Raw genomic sequence first — 17,793 nt, 5'->3', positions numbered from 1 at the left:
CCGTTGGCGGTCAGTAGTCGACCTGCATGAAATAGAGCCCGTCCGGCGGCGCCACCGGGCCGCAGGCCTTGCGGTCTTTCGCCTCCAGTGCAACGCGTACATCGTCCGGCGTCCACTTGCCCTCACCCACCAGCTTCAGAGTGCCGGCGAAGGATCGTATCTGGTTGTGCAGGAAGCTCTGTGCCGTGGCTCGAATCTCGACGAGATCGCCGTCCCGCGTCACGTCGAGCCGGTCGATCGTGCGCATCGGGCTGTTGGCCTGGCAATGGGTCGAGCGGAAGGTGGTGAAGTCATGATGCCCGACGAGCATCTGCGCCGCGGCATGCATCGCCGCGTGGTCGAGCGTCTTCGGCACCCACCACGCCCGCTTCGCTTCCAGCGCCAGCGGCGCCGGACGCGAGATGATACGGTAAAGATAGTGCCTCCTCAGCGCCGAAAACCGTGCGTCAAACTCTGGCGTCACTTCAGCGGCATCAATGATCGCCACCTGTTCGCAAGCCTGGCCGAGATGGGCATTCAGCGCATTGCGCAGGGTCGCGGGCTTCCAGGGCCGCGTGAGGTCGGCATGCGCCACCTGCCCCTTGGCGTGCACGCCGGAATCGGTCCGCCCCGCGCCACGGATCGAGACGGTCTCGCCTGTGAGGCTGAGAATCGCCTTCTCGACGGCGCCTTGTACCGAGGGGCCATTTTCCTGCCGCTGCCAGCCGACATAGGCCGAGCCGTCATATTCGATCGTCATGCGGAAACGCGGCATCAGAAAAGCCTTGTACCGGCCGGAATGGGCGTGCCGCGGCGGAAATCATCAGCATCGAGCACCTTGCCGCCCGCCTTCTGCAGACGGGTCAGCCGCACCGAACCATTGTCGCAGGCAATCGTCAGGTCATCGAACAGGGCGGTGCCGGTTTCGCCACCCACCTTTTCGACAACGGACGAGAGAACCTTGATCCGCTCCATCTTGCCGCCGATTTCAACCTCGAACCAGGCGCCAGGGAACGGCGAAAGACCGCGAATATGATTGTGAACCTCGGCCGCCGTCCTGGAGAAATCGATGCGCGTTTCCGCCTTGCTGATCTTGGCAGCATAAATAACGCCATGCTCCGCCTGCGGCGCGAGAGGCAGGTCGCCGCCATCGAGCTTGTCCATGGCCTCCTTCATCAGGTCCGCTCCAACCAGCATCAGCCTGTCGTGCAGTTCGCCGGCCGTCATCTCGTTGCCGATGGCCACCACCTTGGTCAGCGCCACCGGGCCGGTGTCGAGCCCCTTGTCCATCTTCATCACCATCATGCCGGTCTCATGGTCGCCCGCCATGATCGCCCGCTGGATCGGCGCGGCCCCGCGCCAACGCGGCAGGAGCGAGGCGTGGCCGTTGTAGCAGCCAAGCCGCGTGCCGTTGAGGATGTCCTCCAGCAAAAGCAGGCCATAGGCGACGACGACCGCCACATCCGCATCGAAAGCGCGAAAGGTCTGGCGATCGGCAGCATCTTTGAAATTGACGGGCGTCAGCACCTCGATGCCGAGCAGTTCCGCTGCCTGATGGACCGGCGATTTCTGCAGATCGAGACCGCGGCGTCCGCCCGGCCGTGGTGGCTGGGTATAGACGGCAACAATCTTGTGACCGGCCGCGGCCAGCGCCGCCAGTGTCGGAACCGAGAACTCGGGGGTTCCCATGAAGATGATGCGAAGCGGCACGGCGCGCGGACTCCCGTTCTGATCAGGCCCCTTCAAACGGGTTTACAAGCTTCAAATCAAGCCCCTCGAAGTCTTTTGTGTTACGCGTCGCCAGCGTCGCATCGTGGGAAAGACAGATCGCGGCGATCATGGCGTCTTTGGTTTCCATCGGCCTGCCCTCCTTCTGCCTCCGAGCGGACAACGCCCCGTAGCGCGCGGCAACGTTTTGCGTAAAACTGAGAATCCGCCCCGAAAACTCGTCTTCGATCCGCACGAAGGTCTGATGCAGACTGTCACGTCGGGCTCCAGGCTCCAGCAAGGCGATGCCGAAATGGATCTCCGCCATCGCAATTGCAGTCAAGAACACGACTTCGCTATCATACCGGTCCAGCCACCGAAGGATAAGTTCGCTGTGCCTCCGTCCCTGAAGTTCGGAGATGACGTTGGTATCGAGAACGATCATTTGAAATCTGGCGGCAGACGGTCGGGCTGTTTGCGAAACGCATCGATGGCATTCAGTTCGTCATCCTCGAACTTCATATCGCTCAAAACGGCACGCAGCCGCTGTCCGGCCGTTTGCCCATCCTGACGCTGCTCCCGTTTCAGGGCGGAACGAATTTGCACGATGGCTTCGTCGGAAAGACTTCGGCCGTTCCGGCGCGCGCTTTCCTGCAGTTCGACCTTCAGAGCGTCGTCAATTCCACGAAGAAGCAGATCGCCCATGCGCAACCTCCACTATGATATCAGTGATATCAGTGATATCATAGGCTCAAAGACCGGGGTTTTCAATGCAGGCGTCAGATCGCCTTGGCGCCGCGGACCTTGGCGGCTTTGGTGAATTTACGGATCACCATTTCGCGCTTGAGCTTGGAGAGATGGTCGATGAACAGCACGCCGTTCAGGTGGTCGATCTCGTGCTGCAGGCAGGTGGCCAGCAGGCCATCCGCCTCCACCGTCTGCTGCTTGCCGTCGCGGTCGACATATTCGACGGTGATCGCGGCGGGCCGCTCGACTTCGGCATAGTAGTCCGGGATCGACAGGCAGCCTTCCTCGTAGACCGAGCGCTCGTCGGAGGACTTCAGGATCTGCGGGTTGATGAAAACCAGCGGCTGATTTTGCTCGCCTTCCTTCGCAAGATCAATGACGAGCATGCGCTTCGCAATGCCGATCTGGATCGCTGCCAGGCCGATGCCAGGTGCGTCATACATCGTGTCCAGCATGTCTTCAGCGAGGCGGCGAACGTCGGCATCGACTGTTTCCACCGGCTTGGAAGGCTGGCGCAGCACGGGATCGGGGAGGATGATGAGCGGCTTGATGGTCATCTGGCTCCCATAACCGATCTTTCGCGTGGATGGAATTCTCGTTTTCAACATTTTTGCCGGGAAAGTGGGCGCTTATGCCATTTGATTCACCAATGTTCTTGTTTTGATCTGGCCACAAACGTCGAATCCCCTTAGGTTGCGCCCATGGAACCTGCGACGCTCACCCTCGACCAGCCTCTTTTCATCCTCGGCGCCTATCCGGTCACGCTCGGCATGTGCCTGTTCGCCACCGTCGCGATGTTGCTGCTCGCTGGCATTCCGGCCGTGCTTCGGCGGCAGCGCACACGGCAATCGGCGCTGGAGGCGGAACAGCGGATGACCGCACTGCTTGCCGCGCAGACGGAGATGCAGGGCCGCATCGCGGCGATGGCTGAGGTGTTCGGCGCCCGGCAATCCGAGCTCAACCAGTCGATTAGCCAAAGGATCGACGGCATGACGCACCGGCTCGGAGCCTCGATCAGCGAGCAGACGAAGGCGACGCACGAGAACCTGCGCCGGCTGCAGGAGCGGCTGGCGGTGATCGACACGGCGCAGACCAATATCCAGTCGCTGGCCAAGGACATGGCAGGGCTGCAGAGCATTCTTTCCAACAAGCAGACGCGCGGCGCCTTCGGGCAGTCGCGCATGGAAACGATCATCGCCGACGGCCTGCCGATGGGCTCCTATGCCTTCCAGGCGACGCTCTCTAACGGCTCGCGGCCAGACTGCACGGTCCGGATGCCGAATGGCCAGCCGGTGCTGGTGATCGATGCGAAGTTTCCGCTGGAAGGCTGGAATGCGATCCGCAACGCCGCTGAACCGGAAGCGTCCCGGCAGGCCGCGCAACAGTTCCGCCGCGACATGGAAGTGCATATCCGCGATATTTCGGGGAAATACCTGATCCCCGGCGAAACCCAGGACACCGCTTTCCTTTTCGTACCTTCCGAATCGATCTTTGCCGAAATCCACGAGAATTTCGAAGCCATTGTCCAGAAGGCGCATCGGGCGCGGATCGTCATCGTCTCGCCGTCGCTGCTGATGCTGTCGATCCAGGTCATCCAGGCTATCCTGCGCGATGCCCGGATGCGCGAACAGGCACACCTCATTCAGGGCGAGGTCATCCGGCTGATGGAAGACCTGACCCGGCTCGACGATCGGGTGCGCAAGCTGCACGGTCATTTCCTCACCACGCAGAAGGATGTCGACGATATCCTGACCTCGTCGGAGAAGCTCAAGCGACGAGGCACCAGGATCGAGGCGCTGGACCTCGAAGCCGCCGGCTCGTCACCCGATAGCAAACCGGAACCGAAATCCTTCGACAATCGCATGGGACAATTGAAACTGCGGGTGGTTGACGAGGACTGACCGTCTCGGGCACTGTCCGGCAAAAATCGCCTGCCCGGGAGACGCATCAGATGATTACAGTTTTCGGTTCGATCAACATGGACCTGATCGCCACCACGGCCCGGCTGCCGAAGCCCGGCGAAACCGTTGCCGGAACGGGTTTCTCGACGGCCGCCGGCGGCAAGGGCGCCAACCAGGCGCTCGCGGCGCGGCGCGGCGGAGCAGCCGTGCGCATGGCGGGTGCCGTCGGATCGGATAGTTTTGCCGATGGCGCACTGGCGCTGCTGAAGCAGGCCGGGACCGACCTTTCCCTGACGAAGACGGTGAGCGAACCTACCGGCACCGCTCACATCCTCGTCGGCGGCGATGGCGAGAATGTCATCGTTGTCGTCGCCAGCGCCAATGGGACGGTGAGCCAAAACGATGCAACGACTGCCGTGGACACCATGGCCGCCGGGGACACGCTGATGTTGCAGCTCGAAATCCCGCCGGCCTCGGTGGAAAGGGCGCTGACGGCAGCCAAGAGCAAAGGCATCACCTCGATCATCAACATCGCCCCGCTGACGTCCGAAGCTGCGCGGCTCGGGCGCCTGGCCGATATCGTCGTTGCCAACGAGACGGAATTCGAGCTGCTGGCAGGCCGTGAAGGATTGTCGTCAGAAGAGCGCATAGAGGCGATGCAAAGCCTGTCGCGTGAAACGGGCCAAACCGTGATCGTGACGCTCGGCGCCGAAGGCGTGGTTGCCGTGCGCAACGGCCAAGTGCATCGCGCCAGGGGACTGAAGATCGAGCCGGTCGATACCGTCGGCGCCGGCGACACATTCTGCGGCTATCTCGCAGCCAGCCTCGACGCGGGCATCGATTTCGACAAGGCGCTTCGCCGTGCCGCTGTCGCCGGCTCGCTCGCCTGCCTGAAAGCCGGTGCGCAGCCGGCCATCCCGGAAGCCGCCGAGGTCGATGCAAGAGTCTGATTGCATCGGACACGGCCGAACGTCTGCGCAATCAGGACACTGAACGTCGTCGCTGTGGCATAAGCATTTGATTTGTCCATGAAACGCGCGATTTAGCCAGATCGCGTTGTGCTAATTTTAATAAATATCGCGCTATTCAAGCAATTACAAAGGCTCGTCTTCCGAGGATCAAGGGCGGCCTTCCGATGTCGGTCGGCATCTGGCGCTCCATGACAGGGCATCTCCCAAAATAGATCGCGTCACGCCGCGGCTTTGAAACCCGCGGACTTCACCATGCGGGGACATTCATGTTCAAGTTCCAAGCCAAATCGCTGGCGACCAAACTGATCGCGGTGACGGGCGGCATCATTGCGCTCGTCCTTCTTGCCTCCAACTACGTGCTGATTTCGCAGACCCAGGACCGTGTCGAAACGCTGGTGCTGGATCAGGCGCGCACCGAGGCGAAGGCGATTGCATCCGACATCGCCAGTAACATCGCCGAGCTTGCGGGCGCCGCCCGCTCGACGGCAGGTGTGATCGGCCGCGGCCACGAAGGCGGCTATCTCGACCGCAAGGGCGTCGTCGACATGCTGAAGGCCAATGTCGAGAAGAACGCCTTCGCGTTCGGCAGCTGGTTTGCCGAAGCGCAGAATGCCTTTGACGGCAAGGCCAAGGACTATGCCGGCAAGAAGGATTTTGGCGCCGCCAAGGATGGAATGCTCAATCCCTACTGGACGAAGGGCAAGACCGGCATCGACTTCTCGACCTTCGATTCCGATTACCCGGCCGAATGGTACGCGCTGGCGGCCAAGAGCCTCAAGGGCGCGATGACGGCGCCCTACACTGAGACGACAACCGGTGACAACAACTCGATGTCCTCGATCGCCTACCCGGTCATGTCCAACGGCAAACTGCTCGGCGTCTCCGGCGTCGACGTTTCCCTGACCTCGCTTGCCAACAAGGTGAAGGACATGCATCCCTTCGGCTCCGGCCGCGTGACGCTGCTCTCGCAGAGCGGCAAGTGGCTTGTCGCCCCGATCCCGGACCTTCTGATGAAGGACTATGACGGCATCGGTGCCGATGTAATCAAGAACGCGCTTGCCGCCTCCCAGCCCGGCATGATCCACGACCTGAGCTATGACGGCCATGAGACCTTCGATCGCGTCGTCTACCCCTTCGCGCTGCCGGATGTGAACACGACCTGGGTCGTCCTCGTCGATGTGCCGCAAACCGCGATCAATGCGCCGGTCGTCGACCAGACCTATATGATGATCGTTGGCGGTTTGATCGTGCTCGGCGCCGTGTTGCTCGGCCTCCATCTCGCCGTTCGTCGCTTCGTCCAGAAGCCGCTTGCGGGCCTGGTGAGCGATGTGAAGAACCTGAGCAAAGGCGTCTACACCACTCCAGTTTCCGGTCAGGATCGCACCGACGAGACCGGTTCGGTCGCCAAGGCGCTGGAAGGTTTCCGCCACCAGCTGGCTGACACCAAGCGGCTGGAAGCGGAAGCCCGGCACGAGCGCCTGCAGTCCGAGCAGCAGCGCAGCCAGTCTGAAACCGAACGCGCCCAGTCGAACGCCACCCAGCGCGAGATCGTCGCCAAGCTGGCCAAGGGGCTGTCGCAGCTTTCCTCCGGTGATCTCGCCTACCGCATCACCGAGGACTTCCCGGGTGAATACGCCCAGCTGAAGAGCGACTTCAACTCCGCCATGGAAAGCCTCGAGGAGACGATCCAGACGGTCAACAGCTCCGTCGTCAATATCGGCACCGGCACCAGCGAAATCAGCAATGCCGCCAACGACCTCTCGCACCGCACCGAGCAGCAGGCCGCAAGCCTGGAGGAAACGGCAGCCGCGCTCGATCAGTTGACCTCGCAGGTCAATGCCAGCGCCGACAACGCCAAGGTCGCGGCGAAATCGGTCGAGACCGCCAGCAACGACGCCGAACAGTCGGGTGAAGTCGTGCAGAAGGCGATTGCCGCGATGAAGGGCATCGAGCAATCATCCGGCGAAGTCAGCCGCATCATCGGCGTCATCGACGAAATCGCCTTCCAGACCAACCTGCTGGCACTGAACGCAGGCGTCGAAGCTGCCCGCGCCGGTGACGCCGGCAAGGGTTTTGCCGTCGTGGCCCAGGAAGTGCGCGAACTCGCCCAGCGCTCGGCAAACGCCGCCAAGGAGATCAAGACGCTGATCAACACCTCGGCCGGACAGGTGCGCGAAGGCGTCGACCTCGTCGGCCGCGCCGGTGGTGCGCTTCAAAAGATTGCCGACCAGGTGGTCCAGATCAACGGCCTGATCCGCCAGATCTCCGGCTCTGCCTCTGAACAGGCTGTCGGCCTCAAGGAAATCAACACGGCGGTCAACCAGATGGACCAGGTGACGCAGCAGAACGCCGCGATGGTGGAAGAAACCACCGCAGCCAGCATGGCTCTGAACGAAGAAGCGCGCGCGCTGAGCACGCTCGTCTCCCGCTTCCATGTTGCACGCCAGGGCCAGTCCTCCACCGAGATGCTGCGCAATACCGCCGAAAAGATGCGGGCGCCTGTCAAGGCCGCGAGCTACAGCGCCCCTGCAAAGCCGGCGCTGGCACGCTACGCCGCTCCGCCGCAAAAGGCAGTACCACAGGTTTCCGGCAACACCGCTCTCGCCCAGGACAACTGGGAAGAGTTTTGAGCAGCAGGCCTGCCGGCAAGAACGACTGATGCAGACGGCGCCCGCGTGGCGCCGTTTTCTATTTCGAGCGGCCGCGTGCCACCGCTCCGGGCGTTCGGCAGCGAGCCGCTCCGCCTCATGGCGGATCGCCAACCTATGGGGGAACTTTCGCGACACTTCTGCGTTGAAGCTGCAACATCAAACCGAAGGAGTTCGAGATGGCTGATCGTGAACCAACAGTTATCAAAACAGGCGGTGGCGGAAATGCCAGGTGGGTCGTTACCGTGATTCTGGCACTTGTGGTCATTGGCGCGCTGCTGGTGTTCACCGGTGTTATCGACATCTACGGCGGCGGTGGCGGAACCGATGCCAATGTGAATGTACCGGCTGTCGAAACGCCTTCGACAGACAAGCCTGCGACAGACACGCCGGCGACGGGCACACCTGCGACGGGTACGACCACCACCCAATAAGTGGGAAATTCCGCCGTATTCATTTGCGCTAGAACTGAGGGAAACGGAAGAACGGCGCCCTGCGGCGCCGTTGGCGCACTAGAGACGCGCCAAGCGCTCCGTCAAAAGGTCGAAGAAGCCCTGATCGTCGATCTCACGCATGACCTTCGCATTGTGCCTGCGCTTGGTGACCTGCCACCAGTCGACGACCGTCATGCCGACCGTCAGTTCCGACTTGGTCTCTATCTCGACGTTGCAGTCGCGGCCCTTGAAAAGGTCCGGACGAAGAAGATAGGCGATCACCGTCGGGTCGTGTAGCGGGCCGCCGTCCGAACCGTATTTCTCGATGTCGAAACGCTCGAAGAATTCCAGCATCTCGGCCATGGCGACGGCAGCCGGCGAGCCGATCGCCTTGATTTTTTCGACGCGGGCCTTGTAGGTCAGCACCCGGTGGGTGACATCGAGCGGCATCATCACGATCGGGATGCCGGACTTGAAGACGATCTCGGCGGCATCCGGATCGACGTAAATGTTGAATTCGGCGGCGGGCGTGATGTTGCCGCCCTCGAAGAAGCCGCCCCCCATCATGACGAGTTCGCGCACACGCGGCGCGATTTCAGGCGCCTTGTTGAGCGCCAAGGCGATGTTGGTAAGCGCTCCCAAAGTGCAGAGCGTCACGGTGCCGGGTTCTTCGGCAAGCAGAGTCTCGATGATGAAATCGACGGCGTGCTGCGGCTGCAGCGGCATGGTGGGCTCATCGACAACGGGTCCGTCGAGGCCGGTCTTGCCGTGCACATGCTCGGCGGTCACGAGTTGGCGGACAAGCGGCCTGTCGGCGCCGGCGAACACCTTCACATCGCGACGGCCGCAGAGCTCGCAGATAACCCGGACGTTGCGGGAGGTGAGTGCAACGGGAACATTGCCTGCGACGGCCGTGATGCCGAGCACATCGAGTTCGTCGGGGCTGCCGAGCGCCAGCATGATCGCGGCGGCATCATCCTGCCCCGGATCGGTATCGATGATGATCTTTCTCGGCATGCGGGTCTCCAATGAAAGAACACAAGGGGCAAAACACTTCCGTTTGGCGGCTTTTCCTTGGGTTCGGTTATGGTTTGATCAGCTTTTTTGCCGATCGGCTAAATCTCTTCCTTCCGCGCGACAGGCATCTGCCGTTCGGTTCTTGAACCAATCTCCAATGCGTGACCTGATGCCTGTGGCTTCGGTCACAGAGTGGCGTTCGGCTCCCGGTTTCCCATTCTCCTTAAGGAGCGCAGCCCAGTCTTGCCGGGCTCGCTAGACGCACATCAGGACAACCGGGATATCGTCGACGCGCCTTCCATCGTGGTGGTGCCGCGCGGCTCGTAAGCGCGCTGGTCACGCAGGATCTGGAAGGCGATCGTCAAAAGCTTGCGTGCAATCGCCACTCGCGCCTTGTTCACGCCTCTGATCTTCAGGTGTTCGTATTGGGCGCGAAGCTGAGCATCGCTGGCGATGGCGGGCGTCACCGCCTCGACGAAAGCCCAGCGCAGCCACTTGTTGCCTTGTCTGATGATCTTGCCGTGGAAGGTCTTGCCGCCGCTCGAATAGGTCGACGGCACCAGCCCGGCATAGGCGGCAAGCTTCTTCGGGCTGCGGAACCGCGCTATGTCGTCGATCTCCGCATCGACCAGCCTTGCGAAGAACTCGCCGATGCCGGGGATCGTCTTCAACAGTTTGACGTTGGCATTGGCCCTGGTCATCGCCCGGATCGTCGCTTCCGACTGCTTGATCCGCACGTCGATGTCGCCGATGAAGGCGAGGCCGCGATCGATCTGGATACGGTCGATCTCTGAGACGTTGACCTGCGCCAACTGGATGCGGCCGGCCCTACCGAACAGGTCGCCGAGCTTCTTCAACTGCGCCGTCTGCTCCGGATAACGATCGAACACCGTGACGATGCGGTTCTTCGTCATCGTGCGCAGCCGCACGTAAAACATCCGCTCGCGCAGCGCGATGCGCAGCTCTCGGGATTGTTCGCCCGGTGCCCAAGCTTCCGGCACCAGGTCGGCCCTGAGCAGATGCGCCAGCACCGTCGCATCGATCTTGTCGGTCTTGATCTTGGCGTCGGCGATCGCCTTGACCTTCAACGGATGGGCGAGAACGACATCGTCACAAATGTCGTCGAGCCAGTCATACATCACCATCCAGTTGCGGGTCGCCTCGACAACCGCATGCGAGCTCTCGCGGTAGCGTTCGAGAAAGCCGCCCAGCGACTGGCGGTCGTTCTTCACCCGGCCGGATCTGAGCGTCTTGCCGCTGCTGTCCTGCACCACCAGATGACTGTAGGATTTGTGGTAGTCGACGCCGATATGGTATTCATAAGAGGCAGTCATGCTTCCAACTCCCTTGTTGAGATCTTGCGAACCCCAATAGGATAAGCCGAAAGGCTGGAAGTGTGACTGTCCCTCGATCATCACCTGCATCTCAGTGATCCGTTCTCTCCAGAGGCGGACTCTTTCATGCCACCTCCTTACCAAATCAGCGAGCGGACTATGATTTGCCTCCTCGCCTGGCGCAAGCGCCTTGCGCTTGCTACGCACAGCTACCATATTGGAGGTCGCGGATGCCGCCTCGCGGGTCCGCAAACGGTCGCTTGAGAGCCAAGGACTACTGTATGACCCGGATTACGCCTTTTACGAGCCCCCTCCTGCTCGGTTTCGATGCCATGGAAAAGACCCTCGAGCGGATCGCCAAGGGCAATGATGGCTACCCTCCCTACAATATCGAGCGCGTCCACCGGGACGAATCGTCCGGCGAGCCGGAGTGTTTGCGAATCACACTCGCCGTCGCTGGGTTTTCGGAGGACGATCTCGACGTGACGACGGAGGAAAACCAGCTGATCATCCGTGGCCGGCAGGCGGAAAGCGGCGAGCGCGACTATCTGCACCGCGGCATCGCAGCCCGCCAGTTCCAGCGGATGTTCGTGCTGGCCGACGGCATGCAGGTTTCCAGGGCGGAATTGAAGAACGGTTTGCTGTCCGTCGATCTGATCCGGCCGGAGCCCGTCCGTATGGTAAAGAAAATTAATATTTTAGTCCCAGAGTAGGATAGCCGGCATGCTTTGCCGGCTGCACAAAGGTACCCGGCAACCCAAGACAGCCGCGAACTTCGTGCAGAAAACCAATGAGTTGCGGTTCCTCCAGTCCTTTCAGGACAGAAAGCACCGCAAAGCCACGGAGTACGTCTCATGGGATTGAAACACGTCAGCACCGCCCTGTCGAAAAACGACTTGGCGCATCTCGGCGCCGGTGAGGTCGGCTATATCCGCAAGATGCGCTCGGAGGAAGTGTCGCGCGTCTTCCCGGAAGCTCCCGACATGGATCCGGGCCTTGACCTGTGGGCCCTGTTCGGCGCCGATGGCACGCCGATCCTTTTGACCGACAATCGCTCCAGCACCTTCTTCAAGGCTGCCGAAGACGACCTGAAGACGGTCAGTCTTCACTGAACTGCCAGCATTTTCCGTTTCGGCGCTCAGACCCGCCGGAACGTCAGATAGGCGGACTTGCGCCCTTCCCGACGCGCCTTGGCCTCGTAGCGCGTGCTCGGCCAGCCGGGATACGGTGTCAACCAGTCGCTGGCATTTTCCGCCGTCCAGTCAAAGGCCGCGTGATCGCGGCAGTGCAACAGTGTCCAGTTGACATAGGTATCGATATCCGAGGCGAAGCAGAACACGCCGCCGGGTTTCAGCACGCGTGCAAATCGATCGAGATTGACCTTTGAAACGAAACGGCGCTTCCAGTGTTTCCGCTTCGGCCAGGGATCCGGATAGAGCAGATCGATGTGGTCGATCGAAGCCTCGGGCAGCCAGTCCAGTACCTGCGTGGCGTCGTCGTCGTGGAGACGGATGTTTTCAGCGCCGCGCTCCTCGATATGGCCTACCAGTTTCGCCATGGAATTGACGAAGGGCTCGACGCCGATGAAGCCGGTGGACGGGCTTTCGACAGCCCTATGGATCAGATGTTCGCCGCCGCCGAAACCGATCTCGAGCCTGACCTGATCGACGGGATGTCTGAACAACGTCTTGATGTCCGACGGCGCCGGCGCCGCCAGATCGAGCCGAAGGAGCGGCAGCACCGTTTCGAGGTGAGTTGCCTGCAGCGCGCGCAAAGGCTTGCCCTTGCGGCGTCCGAAGAAGGCTTCGGTCGAGCGGCTGCGGTGCTGTTCAGTCATGCGTGGGTCTTTCACCTATAGAAAAGCGGGCGTCTCCCCGAGGGAAACACCCGCTCTTTACTGTCTTCTGCCGTCGCGCGTCCACCGCATAATTCCTTAAACCGGAATCGGGTTAAGGATAGAATTATGCGGCAGGCTGAAAGTTCTACAGCGTCCTTTGCGCGTCATATTTCACGCGCGGCGCTGTAGAGGCGTGATCAGGCAGCCTTCAAAGTGTCCTCTTTCAGGGCGTCCTTGAGCGGCTTGACCAGATCGAGCTTCTCCCACGAGAAGGAGCCGTCACGGCCAGCCTTGCGGCCGAAATGACCGTAAGCCGAGGTCTTGGCGTAAATCGGCTTGTTGAGATCGAGATGACGGCGGATGCCGGAGGGCGACAAGTCCATCGTCTTGCGGATGGCATGTTCGACCTGGTCCTCGGTCACCCTGCGGTGCCATGCAGATCAACATAGATCGACAGCGGCTGGGCAACACCGATCGCGTAGGAGATCTGGATCGTGCAGCGATCGGACAGGCCGGCCGCAACGACGTTCTTGGCCAGATAGCGGGCGGCGTAGGCTGCCGAACGGTCGACCTTGGTCGTATCCTTGCCGGAGAACGCGCCACCGCCATGCGGCGCGGCACCGCCATAGGTGTCTACGATGATCTTGCGGCCGGTCAAGCCCGCATCGCCGTCAGGACCGCCAATGACGAATTTTCCAGTCGGATTGATGTACCAGTTGCAATCATCGGCGATCTCGATGTCATGCAGCGCTTCACGGATATAGGGCTCGACGACGGCGCGAACCTTCGCGGAATCCCAGCTTTCATCGAGATGCTGTGTGGAAAGAACGATCGAGGTCACAGCCTGCGGCTTGCCGTCGACGTAGCGGACCGTCACCTGGCTCTTGGCGTCCGGACCGAGCTTGCCGGCATCGCCCTGCCCTGCCTTGCGAGCAGTGGCCAGCAGATGAAGGATACGGTGCGAATAATAGATCGGTGCAGGCATGAGGTCGGCGGTTTCGCGGCATGCGTAGCCGAACATGATGCCCTGGTCGCCGGCACCTTCGTCGCCCTGCTTGTCGGCGGCGTTGTCGACACCCTGGGCGATGTCAGCGGACTGCGAGTGCAGGAGGACATCGATCTTGGCAGTCTTCCAGTGGAAGCCGGACTGCTCATAGCCGATCTCGCGGATCGCCTTGCGGGCAGCGGATTTGAATTTGGCCGGATTGATGACGTCGTTGCCGTCCTTGTCCTTCTTCAGAAGGCTTGGCGGCAGGCGGACTTCGCCGGCGATGACGACCCGGTTGGTCGTTGCCAGTGTTTCGCAGGCGATGCGAACGGTCCAGGGGTCAACGCCCGTTTTTGCAGCTTCACGATACACAAGATCGACAATTTCATCCGAGATCCGGTCACAGACCTTGTCCGGATGGCCTTCTGCCACGGACTCACTCGTAAACAGGTAGTTTGCGCGCATGCGGGAAGTCCCCTCAAAGAAAAAAACGGCTTGGAACGTGTTAGTGATAATGCCACTAAAAGACAAGCACACAAGGACATAAATATATCTTTATATGTGCGTTATGGGAACGTTTTTCCTGCCTTTTGGGGGTATAAGCGGCATTTCGCCGGTGATAGATACCCGACGCGGGAGGCGACCGCTCTATCGGCGTCGTCCGCCAAGCACAAAAAAAGCGGCACTATCCGGCCGCTTTTTTTCAGTTCCGCCTCGCGTTGGCCTTATTCGGCTTCCGCTTCCACTGCCAGGGCCTTGACCAGGTCCACCAGCTTGCGACGCACCTTGGGATCGCCGATCTTGACGAAGGCGCGGTTGAGTTGAAGCCCTTCCGAAGACGACAGGAAGTCGACCACGTAGTTTGAGCTGGAGGCTTCGGCCATGCCCGACGGACCGGAAGACGCCGAGTCGCCCGGTGCATCTTCGAAGAAGAAGGATACCGGAACATTCAGGATGCTCGAAATGTTCTGAAGACGGCTCGCGCCGACCCGGTTGGTTCCTTTTTCATACTTCTGGATCTGCTGGAAGGTGATCCCGAGGCTCTCTCCGAGCTTTTCCTGGCTCATGCCCAGCATGGTGCGGCGAAGGCGAATCCGGCTACCGACATGAATGTCGATTGGGTTCGGTTTCTTCTTGTTCTCTATCATAACGGTTTCCTAATAAGCGAGTTGCAGTTGCCCCATAACCTGGCCACTTACAGAGAGCTGACTACACACGTTACGTTGTGTTGCCGGGCGGAAACCCTCTGAACCATAGGTAAAGATCATTGGTGAATACCACTATGCAATTTTAGGGGTTTTTGGTCAATTCTCCCGGAAAATAAAACTTGCGCGGGAAATAATCGCGAGAGCAAGGAGAAGACACGCAAGCAGCATTCCATTTCTCCCCTGTTCCCGAGGGCTCATTGGCAGAGCAACCTTTCCCGGCAAGATTGTGTCCACAAACCCCCGGGTGCCGAACGGAAAACCGGTGACGATTTCACCGCGCGCATTGACGATTGCTGATACGCCGGTATTGGCGTCGCGGATCAGCGGCAGGCCCGTCTCGACGCTGCGCAGCTGCGCCTGCTGGAAATGCTGATAGGGGCCAGGTGTATTGCCGAACCACCCATCATTGGTGATATTGAGCAGCGCATTTGCGGCAAGTGCATCATTGCCGATTTCACGCGGGAAGATCGCCTCGTAGCAAATCAGCGGATAGAGCGTCTTTCCGCCCGGCAAGGTCAGGAGCGAGCGCGTCGCGGCGGACGAAAAACCGCCGGGCATGGTGGCTGCGATCGCATTCAAACCCGCCGACATCAACAGGCTTTCGAGCGGCAGGTACTCTCCAAAGGGCACAAGGTGCATCTTGTCGGAAGCACCGACGATCTGGCCGCGATCATCGATAACATAGATCGAATTATAGTAGCGCGGCGACTGGCCCGCCCCTGCATCCTCCGCGCGGACCGCCCCGGCGATGAGGATCTGGCCCTCCTGCAGGACATCGGAAATCCGCATGAGCGCATCCGGATTTTCGGTCAGGATGAACGGTACCGCGGTTTCCGGCCAGACGACGACATCGGGGCGCTTGCCGCCATCTTCGACCGGCGCCGCAGTCAGCTTGAGATGCTCTTCGAAGATCGCCAGCCGCTCGCTGTCATCGAACTTCTTTGACTGGTCGATCAGCGGCTGGACGAGACGGATGGTGACGGCCGGGTCTGCCGGAGGCGACAGCGGCTCGTTCAACCGGTAAAACCCGTAGCCGAAATGGGCAGCGACCAGAAGCGCGGCGAGGCCCAAGCCAGTCCGCAGACCCTTGCGGGTACCGATAAGTGCTGGAGACGCAAAAACAAAGACGGCCAGCATGTTGACGCCAGCCAGACCGATCACCGCTGCCGACTGCATCATCAGCGGCACCGGCATGGCCGCATAGCCGATCGCGTTCCACGGAAAGCCCGTGAGGATGAAGCTGCGCAGCCACTCGAACAGTCCGAAGGCGAAGGCGAGCGCGGCGATGCGGCCCACCCCGTCCGACCAGAGAAGGCGGGCGAGCGCCGCCGAGAACGCGTAGAAGACGGCAAGAAAAGCAGGCAACCCGACAACGGCGAGCGGTACGGCCCAGGCGAATTCGTCGGCCTCGACGAGCAACGCGTTGCCCAGCCACCACAGGCCGCCGAGGAAATAGCCGAAGCCGAAACACCAGCCGACGAGGAGGGCGGGAAAGCTGCGCCTCAGCACACCATGGTCAGGATTGCCCGATGCGCCGTCGATGAGCCAGACGAGGACGGGGAAAGACAGAAACGGTGCGGCGAATATGCCGAAGGGCGGCAGGGCAAAGACGGCGATCAGTCCGGCGGTAAAGGCGACAAGCGCCCGGCGAGCTCCTGACAACAGCATGATCCTGCCCGCAAGCCACTCCATTCATTTCCCCCAAACCGGCGCGAACCGCACTTTGCCAGGCAAGGCATGCGGCGGGGCGCAAACCGTCCATTCGAATCAACGCGCCGGCAGTCTTCCAAAAAAGCGGCTGCTTGTCGTGCCTCGAAGCAGTGTCCGGGTGCCGGAAACGAAGCTTTTATCCGGTTTCACGCAGGGATTTTTCGTCGCTGGCAAACGGTGTTGCCTCAAGGGGCGCATCCTCGTCGCCCTTGAGCAGGCGACGGCGTGCCGGAGGACGCTTGCGGACGATCCGCACGCGCTTGACCCGGCGGGGGTCGGCATCGAGAACCTGGAATTCGAAGCCCGGGATTGCCTGGACGACTTCACCGCGGGCCGGAATGCGGCCGAGCGACGCAAAGACCAGACCACCCAGCGTATCGACGTCTTCGAGCTGCTCGCGCACATCGAAATCAGGACCGATCGCCGCGGCAATCTCCTCCAATTCCACGCGAGCGTCGGCGACGAACACGTCGTCGGAGGTCTTGGCGAACATGACCTCTTCGTCATCATGCTCGTCCTCGATATCGCCGACGACCATTTCGACGATATCCTCGAGCGAGGCGAGACCGTCGGTGCCACCATATTCGTCAATGACCAGTGCCATCTGGATACGGGCCGCCTGCATGCGCTGCATCAGGTCGGATGCGTGCATGGACGGCGGCACGAACAGCACCTGGCGAATGATGCCTGCCTCTTCGACGGTCTTCGACAGATCGATGCGTCCCAAATCGAAGCTCGGCTTCGGTTGGCGCGCCGGCTTTTCTGATTTTTCAGCCGCGTTTGCGGCAGCGCTTGCGGTGGAACGGCTGCTGGCACGGCGCTTGTTGCGCGCCTGTTTGGTGACATAGGAAAGCAGATCGCGGATATGCACCATGCCGCGCGGATCATCGAGGCTCTCGCTATAGACCGGCATGCGCGAGCGGCCGGATTCGTCGAAGATGACCATCAGTTCACCGATGGTGATCGAGAGATCGACAGCTTCGATATCGGCGCGCGGAACCATCACGTCCTCGACACGCACCTCACGGAAGCGAAGAATGTTATTGAGCATGGCCCGTTCGGCCGGCGAAAAGGCCGCGTCGCCTTCGGCGCCGCCGGTCATCAGGGCGTCAGCAAGATCCTCACGAATACTCGAGCTGCTGCCGGCACGCCAAATTCGGGCTGCACGGCTCCAGAAGGAGGAACCGGATCTGCCGCTCTCAGGTTTATGAGCGGCGCTACTACTGCCCGCTTCGTCCTGACTGGAGGCTTCCGCCTCATCTCTTACAGCCGCGGCCGGCTGTGTTCTAAAATCGCTCATCGTTCCAAACTA

General features: G+C 61.0%; 17 protein-coding genes and 1 pseudogene. 6 read left to right on the top strand and 12 right to left on the bottom strand.

The window, feature by feature from the left end:
• Positions 1 to 10 precede the first annotated feature (10 nt).
• The 5 genes from truA to def all read right to left on the bottom strand — a co-directional run bounded on the left by truA (position 11) and on the right by def (position 2,990).
• Positions 11 to 754 carry a tRNA pseudouridine(38-40) synthase TruA gene (gene truA / locus WI754_RS07280; protein WP_349437029.1) on the bottom strand — a complete coding sequence of 248 codons (744 nt, stop codon included), beginning with the start codon at positions 752 to 754 and terminating at the stop codon, positions 11 to 13.
• On the bottom strand, positions 754 to 1,689 hold the full coding sequence (gene fmt, locus WI754_RS07275) for a methionyl-tRNA formyltransferase (protein WP_349437028.1): 936 nt from the start codon (positions 1,687 to 1,689) through the stop codon (positions 754 to 756). Before fmt ends, truA begins: the two co-directional genes overlap by 1 nt.
• Positions 1,690 to 1,711: 22 nt before the next feature.
• Positions 1,712 to 2,131 carry a type II toxin-antitoxin system VapC family toxin gene (locus WI754_RS07270; RefSeq protein ID WP_349437027.1) on the bottom strand — a complete coding sequence of 140 codons (420 nt, stop codon included), beginning with the start codon at positions 2,129 to 2,131 and terminating at the stop codon, positions 1,712 to 1,714.
• Positions 2,128 to 2,391 carry a plasmid stabilization protein gene (locus WI754_RS07265; protein ID WP_349437026.1) on the bottom strand — a complete coding sequence of 88 codons (264 nt, stop codon included), beginning with the start codon at positions 2,389 to 2,391 and terminating at the stop codon, positions 2,128 to 2,130. The genes WI754_RS07270 and WI754_RS07265 overlap by 4 nt, the downstream gene beginning before the upstream one ends.
• 74 nt (positions 2,392 to 2,465) lie before the next feature.
• Positions 2,466 to 2,990, bottom strand: coding sequence for a peptide deformylase (gene def, locus WI754_RS07260; protein WP_349437025.1), 525 nt, complete (start codon positions 2,988 to 2,990; stop codon positions 2,466 to 2,468).
• A gap of 144 nt (positions 2,991 to 3,134) precedes the next feature.
• Here def and WI754_RS07255 point away from each other — a divergent pair, with 144 nt between their 5' ends.
• The 4 genes from WI754_RS07255 to WI754_RS07240 all read left to right on the top strand — a co-directional run bounded on the left by WI754_RS07255 (position 3,135) and on the right by WI754_RS07240 (position 8,387).
• Positions 3,135 to 4,334, top strand: a complete 1,200-nt coding sequence (locus WI754_RS07255; protein ID WP_349437023.1) for a DNA recombination protein RmuC — start codon at positions 3,135 to 3,137, stop codon at positions 4,332 to 4,334.
• A 50-nt stretch (positions 4,335 to 4,384) separates the two neighbouring features.
• Positions 4,385 to 5,284, top strand: coding sequence for a ribokinase (locus WI754_RS07250; RefSeq protein WP_349437022.1), 900 nt, complete (start codon positions 4,385 to 4,387; stop codon positions 5,282 to 5,284).
• Between the two features lie 287 nt (positions 5,285 to 5,571).
• Positions 5,572 to 7,935 carry a methyl-accepting chemotaxis protein gene (locus WI754_RS07245; RefSeq protein WP_349437021.1) on the top strand — a complete coding sequence of 788 codons (2,364 nt, stop codon included), beginning with the start codon at positions 5,572 to 5,574 and terminating at the stop codon, positions 7,933 to 7,935.
• Positions 7,936 to 8,132: 197 nt separating this feature from the next.
• Entirely contained in the window at positions 8,133 to 8,387 is a 255-nt protein-coding gene (locus tag WI754_RS07240; RefSeq protein WP_349437020.1) for a hypothetical protein, read from the top strand.
• 78 nt (positions 8,388 to 8,465) lie between these two features.
• On the opposite strand, the gene WI754_RS07235 is transcribed toward WI754_RS07240, so the two are convergent.
• Both WI754_RS07235 and WI754_RS07230 read right to left on the bottom strand, forming a co-directional pair.
• Positions 8,466 to 9,404: a nucleoside hydrolase gene (locus tag WI754_RS07235; protein ID WP_349437019.1), complete on the bottom strand. Its 939-nt coding sequence runs from the start codon at positions 9,402 to 9,404 to the stop codon at positions 8,466 to 8,468.
• 266 nt (positions 9,405 to 9,670) lie between these two features.
• Positions 9,671 to 10,738: an IS110 family transposase gene (locus WI754_RS07230; protein ID WP_349434558.1), complete on the bottom strand. Its 1,068-nt coding sequence runs from the start codon at positions 10,736 to 10,738 to the stop codon at positions 9,671 to 9,673.
• A gap of 281 nt (positions 10,739 to 11,019) precedes the next feature.
• Between WI754_RS07230 and WI754_RS07225 the strand changes: the two genes are divergently transcribed.
• Together WI754_RS07225 and WI754_RS07220 are read left to right on the top strand one after the other, a co-directional pair.
• The gene (locus tag WI754_RS07225) at positions 11,020 to 11,451 is read left to right on the top strand and encodes an Hsp20 family protein (RefSeq protein WP_349437018.1); all 432 of its coding nucleotides are present in this window, start codon (positions 11,020 to 11,022) and stop codon (positions 11,449 to 11,451) included.
• A 141-nt stretch (positions 11,452 to 11,592) separates the two neighbouring features.
• Positions 11,593 to 11,850 carry a DUF1150 family protein gene (locus WI754_RS07220; protein ID WP_037125415.1) on the top strand — a complete coding sequence of 86 codons (258 nt, stop codon included), beginning with the start codon at positions 11,593 to 11,595 and terminating at the stop codon, positions 11,848 to 11,850.
• A 26-nt stretch (positions 11,851 to 11,876) separates the two neighbouring features.
• Here WI754_RS07220 and WI754_RS07215 read toward each other — a convergent pair whose 3' ends face one another.
• The 5 genes and pseudogenes from WI754_RS07215 to WI754_RS07195 form a co-directional block, all read right to left on the bottom strand.
• Positions 11,877 to 12,575 carry a tRNA (guanosine(46)-N(7))-methyltransferase TrmB gene (locus WI754_RS07215; RefSeq protein WP_349437016.1) on the bottom strand — a complete coding sequence of 233 codons (699 nt, stop codon included), beginning with the start codon at positions 12,573 to 12,575 and terminating at the stop codon, positions 11,877 to 11,879.
• 197 nt (positions 12,576 to 12,772) lie between these two features.
• A pseudogene (gene metK, locus WI754_RS07210) lies at positions 12,773 to 14,028 on the bottom strand (methionine adenosyltransferase).
• Positions 14,029 to 14,288: 260 nt separating this feature from the next.
• Entirely contained in the window at positions 14,289 to 14,711 is a 423-nt protein-coding gene (locus tag WI754_RS07205) for a helix-turn-helix domain-containing protein (RefSeq protein WP_349437015.1), read from the bottom strand.
• Positions 14,712 to 14,867: 156 nt separating this feature from the next.
• On the bottom strand, positions 14,868 to 16,463 hold the full coding sequence (lnt, locus tag WI754_RS07200; protein ID WP_349437014.1) for an apolipoprotein N-acyltransferase: 1,596 nt from the start codon (positions 16,461 to 16,463) through the stop codon (positions 14,868 to 14,870).
• 154 nt (positions 16,464 to 16,617) lie between these two features.
• A complete protein-coding gene (locus WI754_RS07195; RefSeq protein ID WP_349437013.1) occupies positions 16,618 to 17,781 on the bottom strand; it encodes a hemolysin family protein in 1,164 nt (387 codons plus the stop codon).
• Positions 17,782 to 17,793: the final 12 nt, after the last annotated feature.

Origin of the sequence: Pararhizobium sp. A13 (assembly GCF_040126305.1) — a bacterium.
Taxonomy (GTDB): domain Bacteria; phylum Pseudomonadota; class Alphaproteobacteria; order Rhizobiales; family Rhizobiaceae; genus Pararhizobium.
Note: the sequence above shows the minus strand (reverse complement) of the source record. Positions and strands in the feature narration are given on the sequence as shown.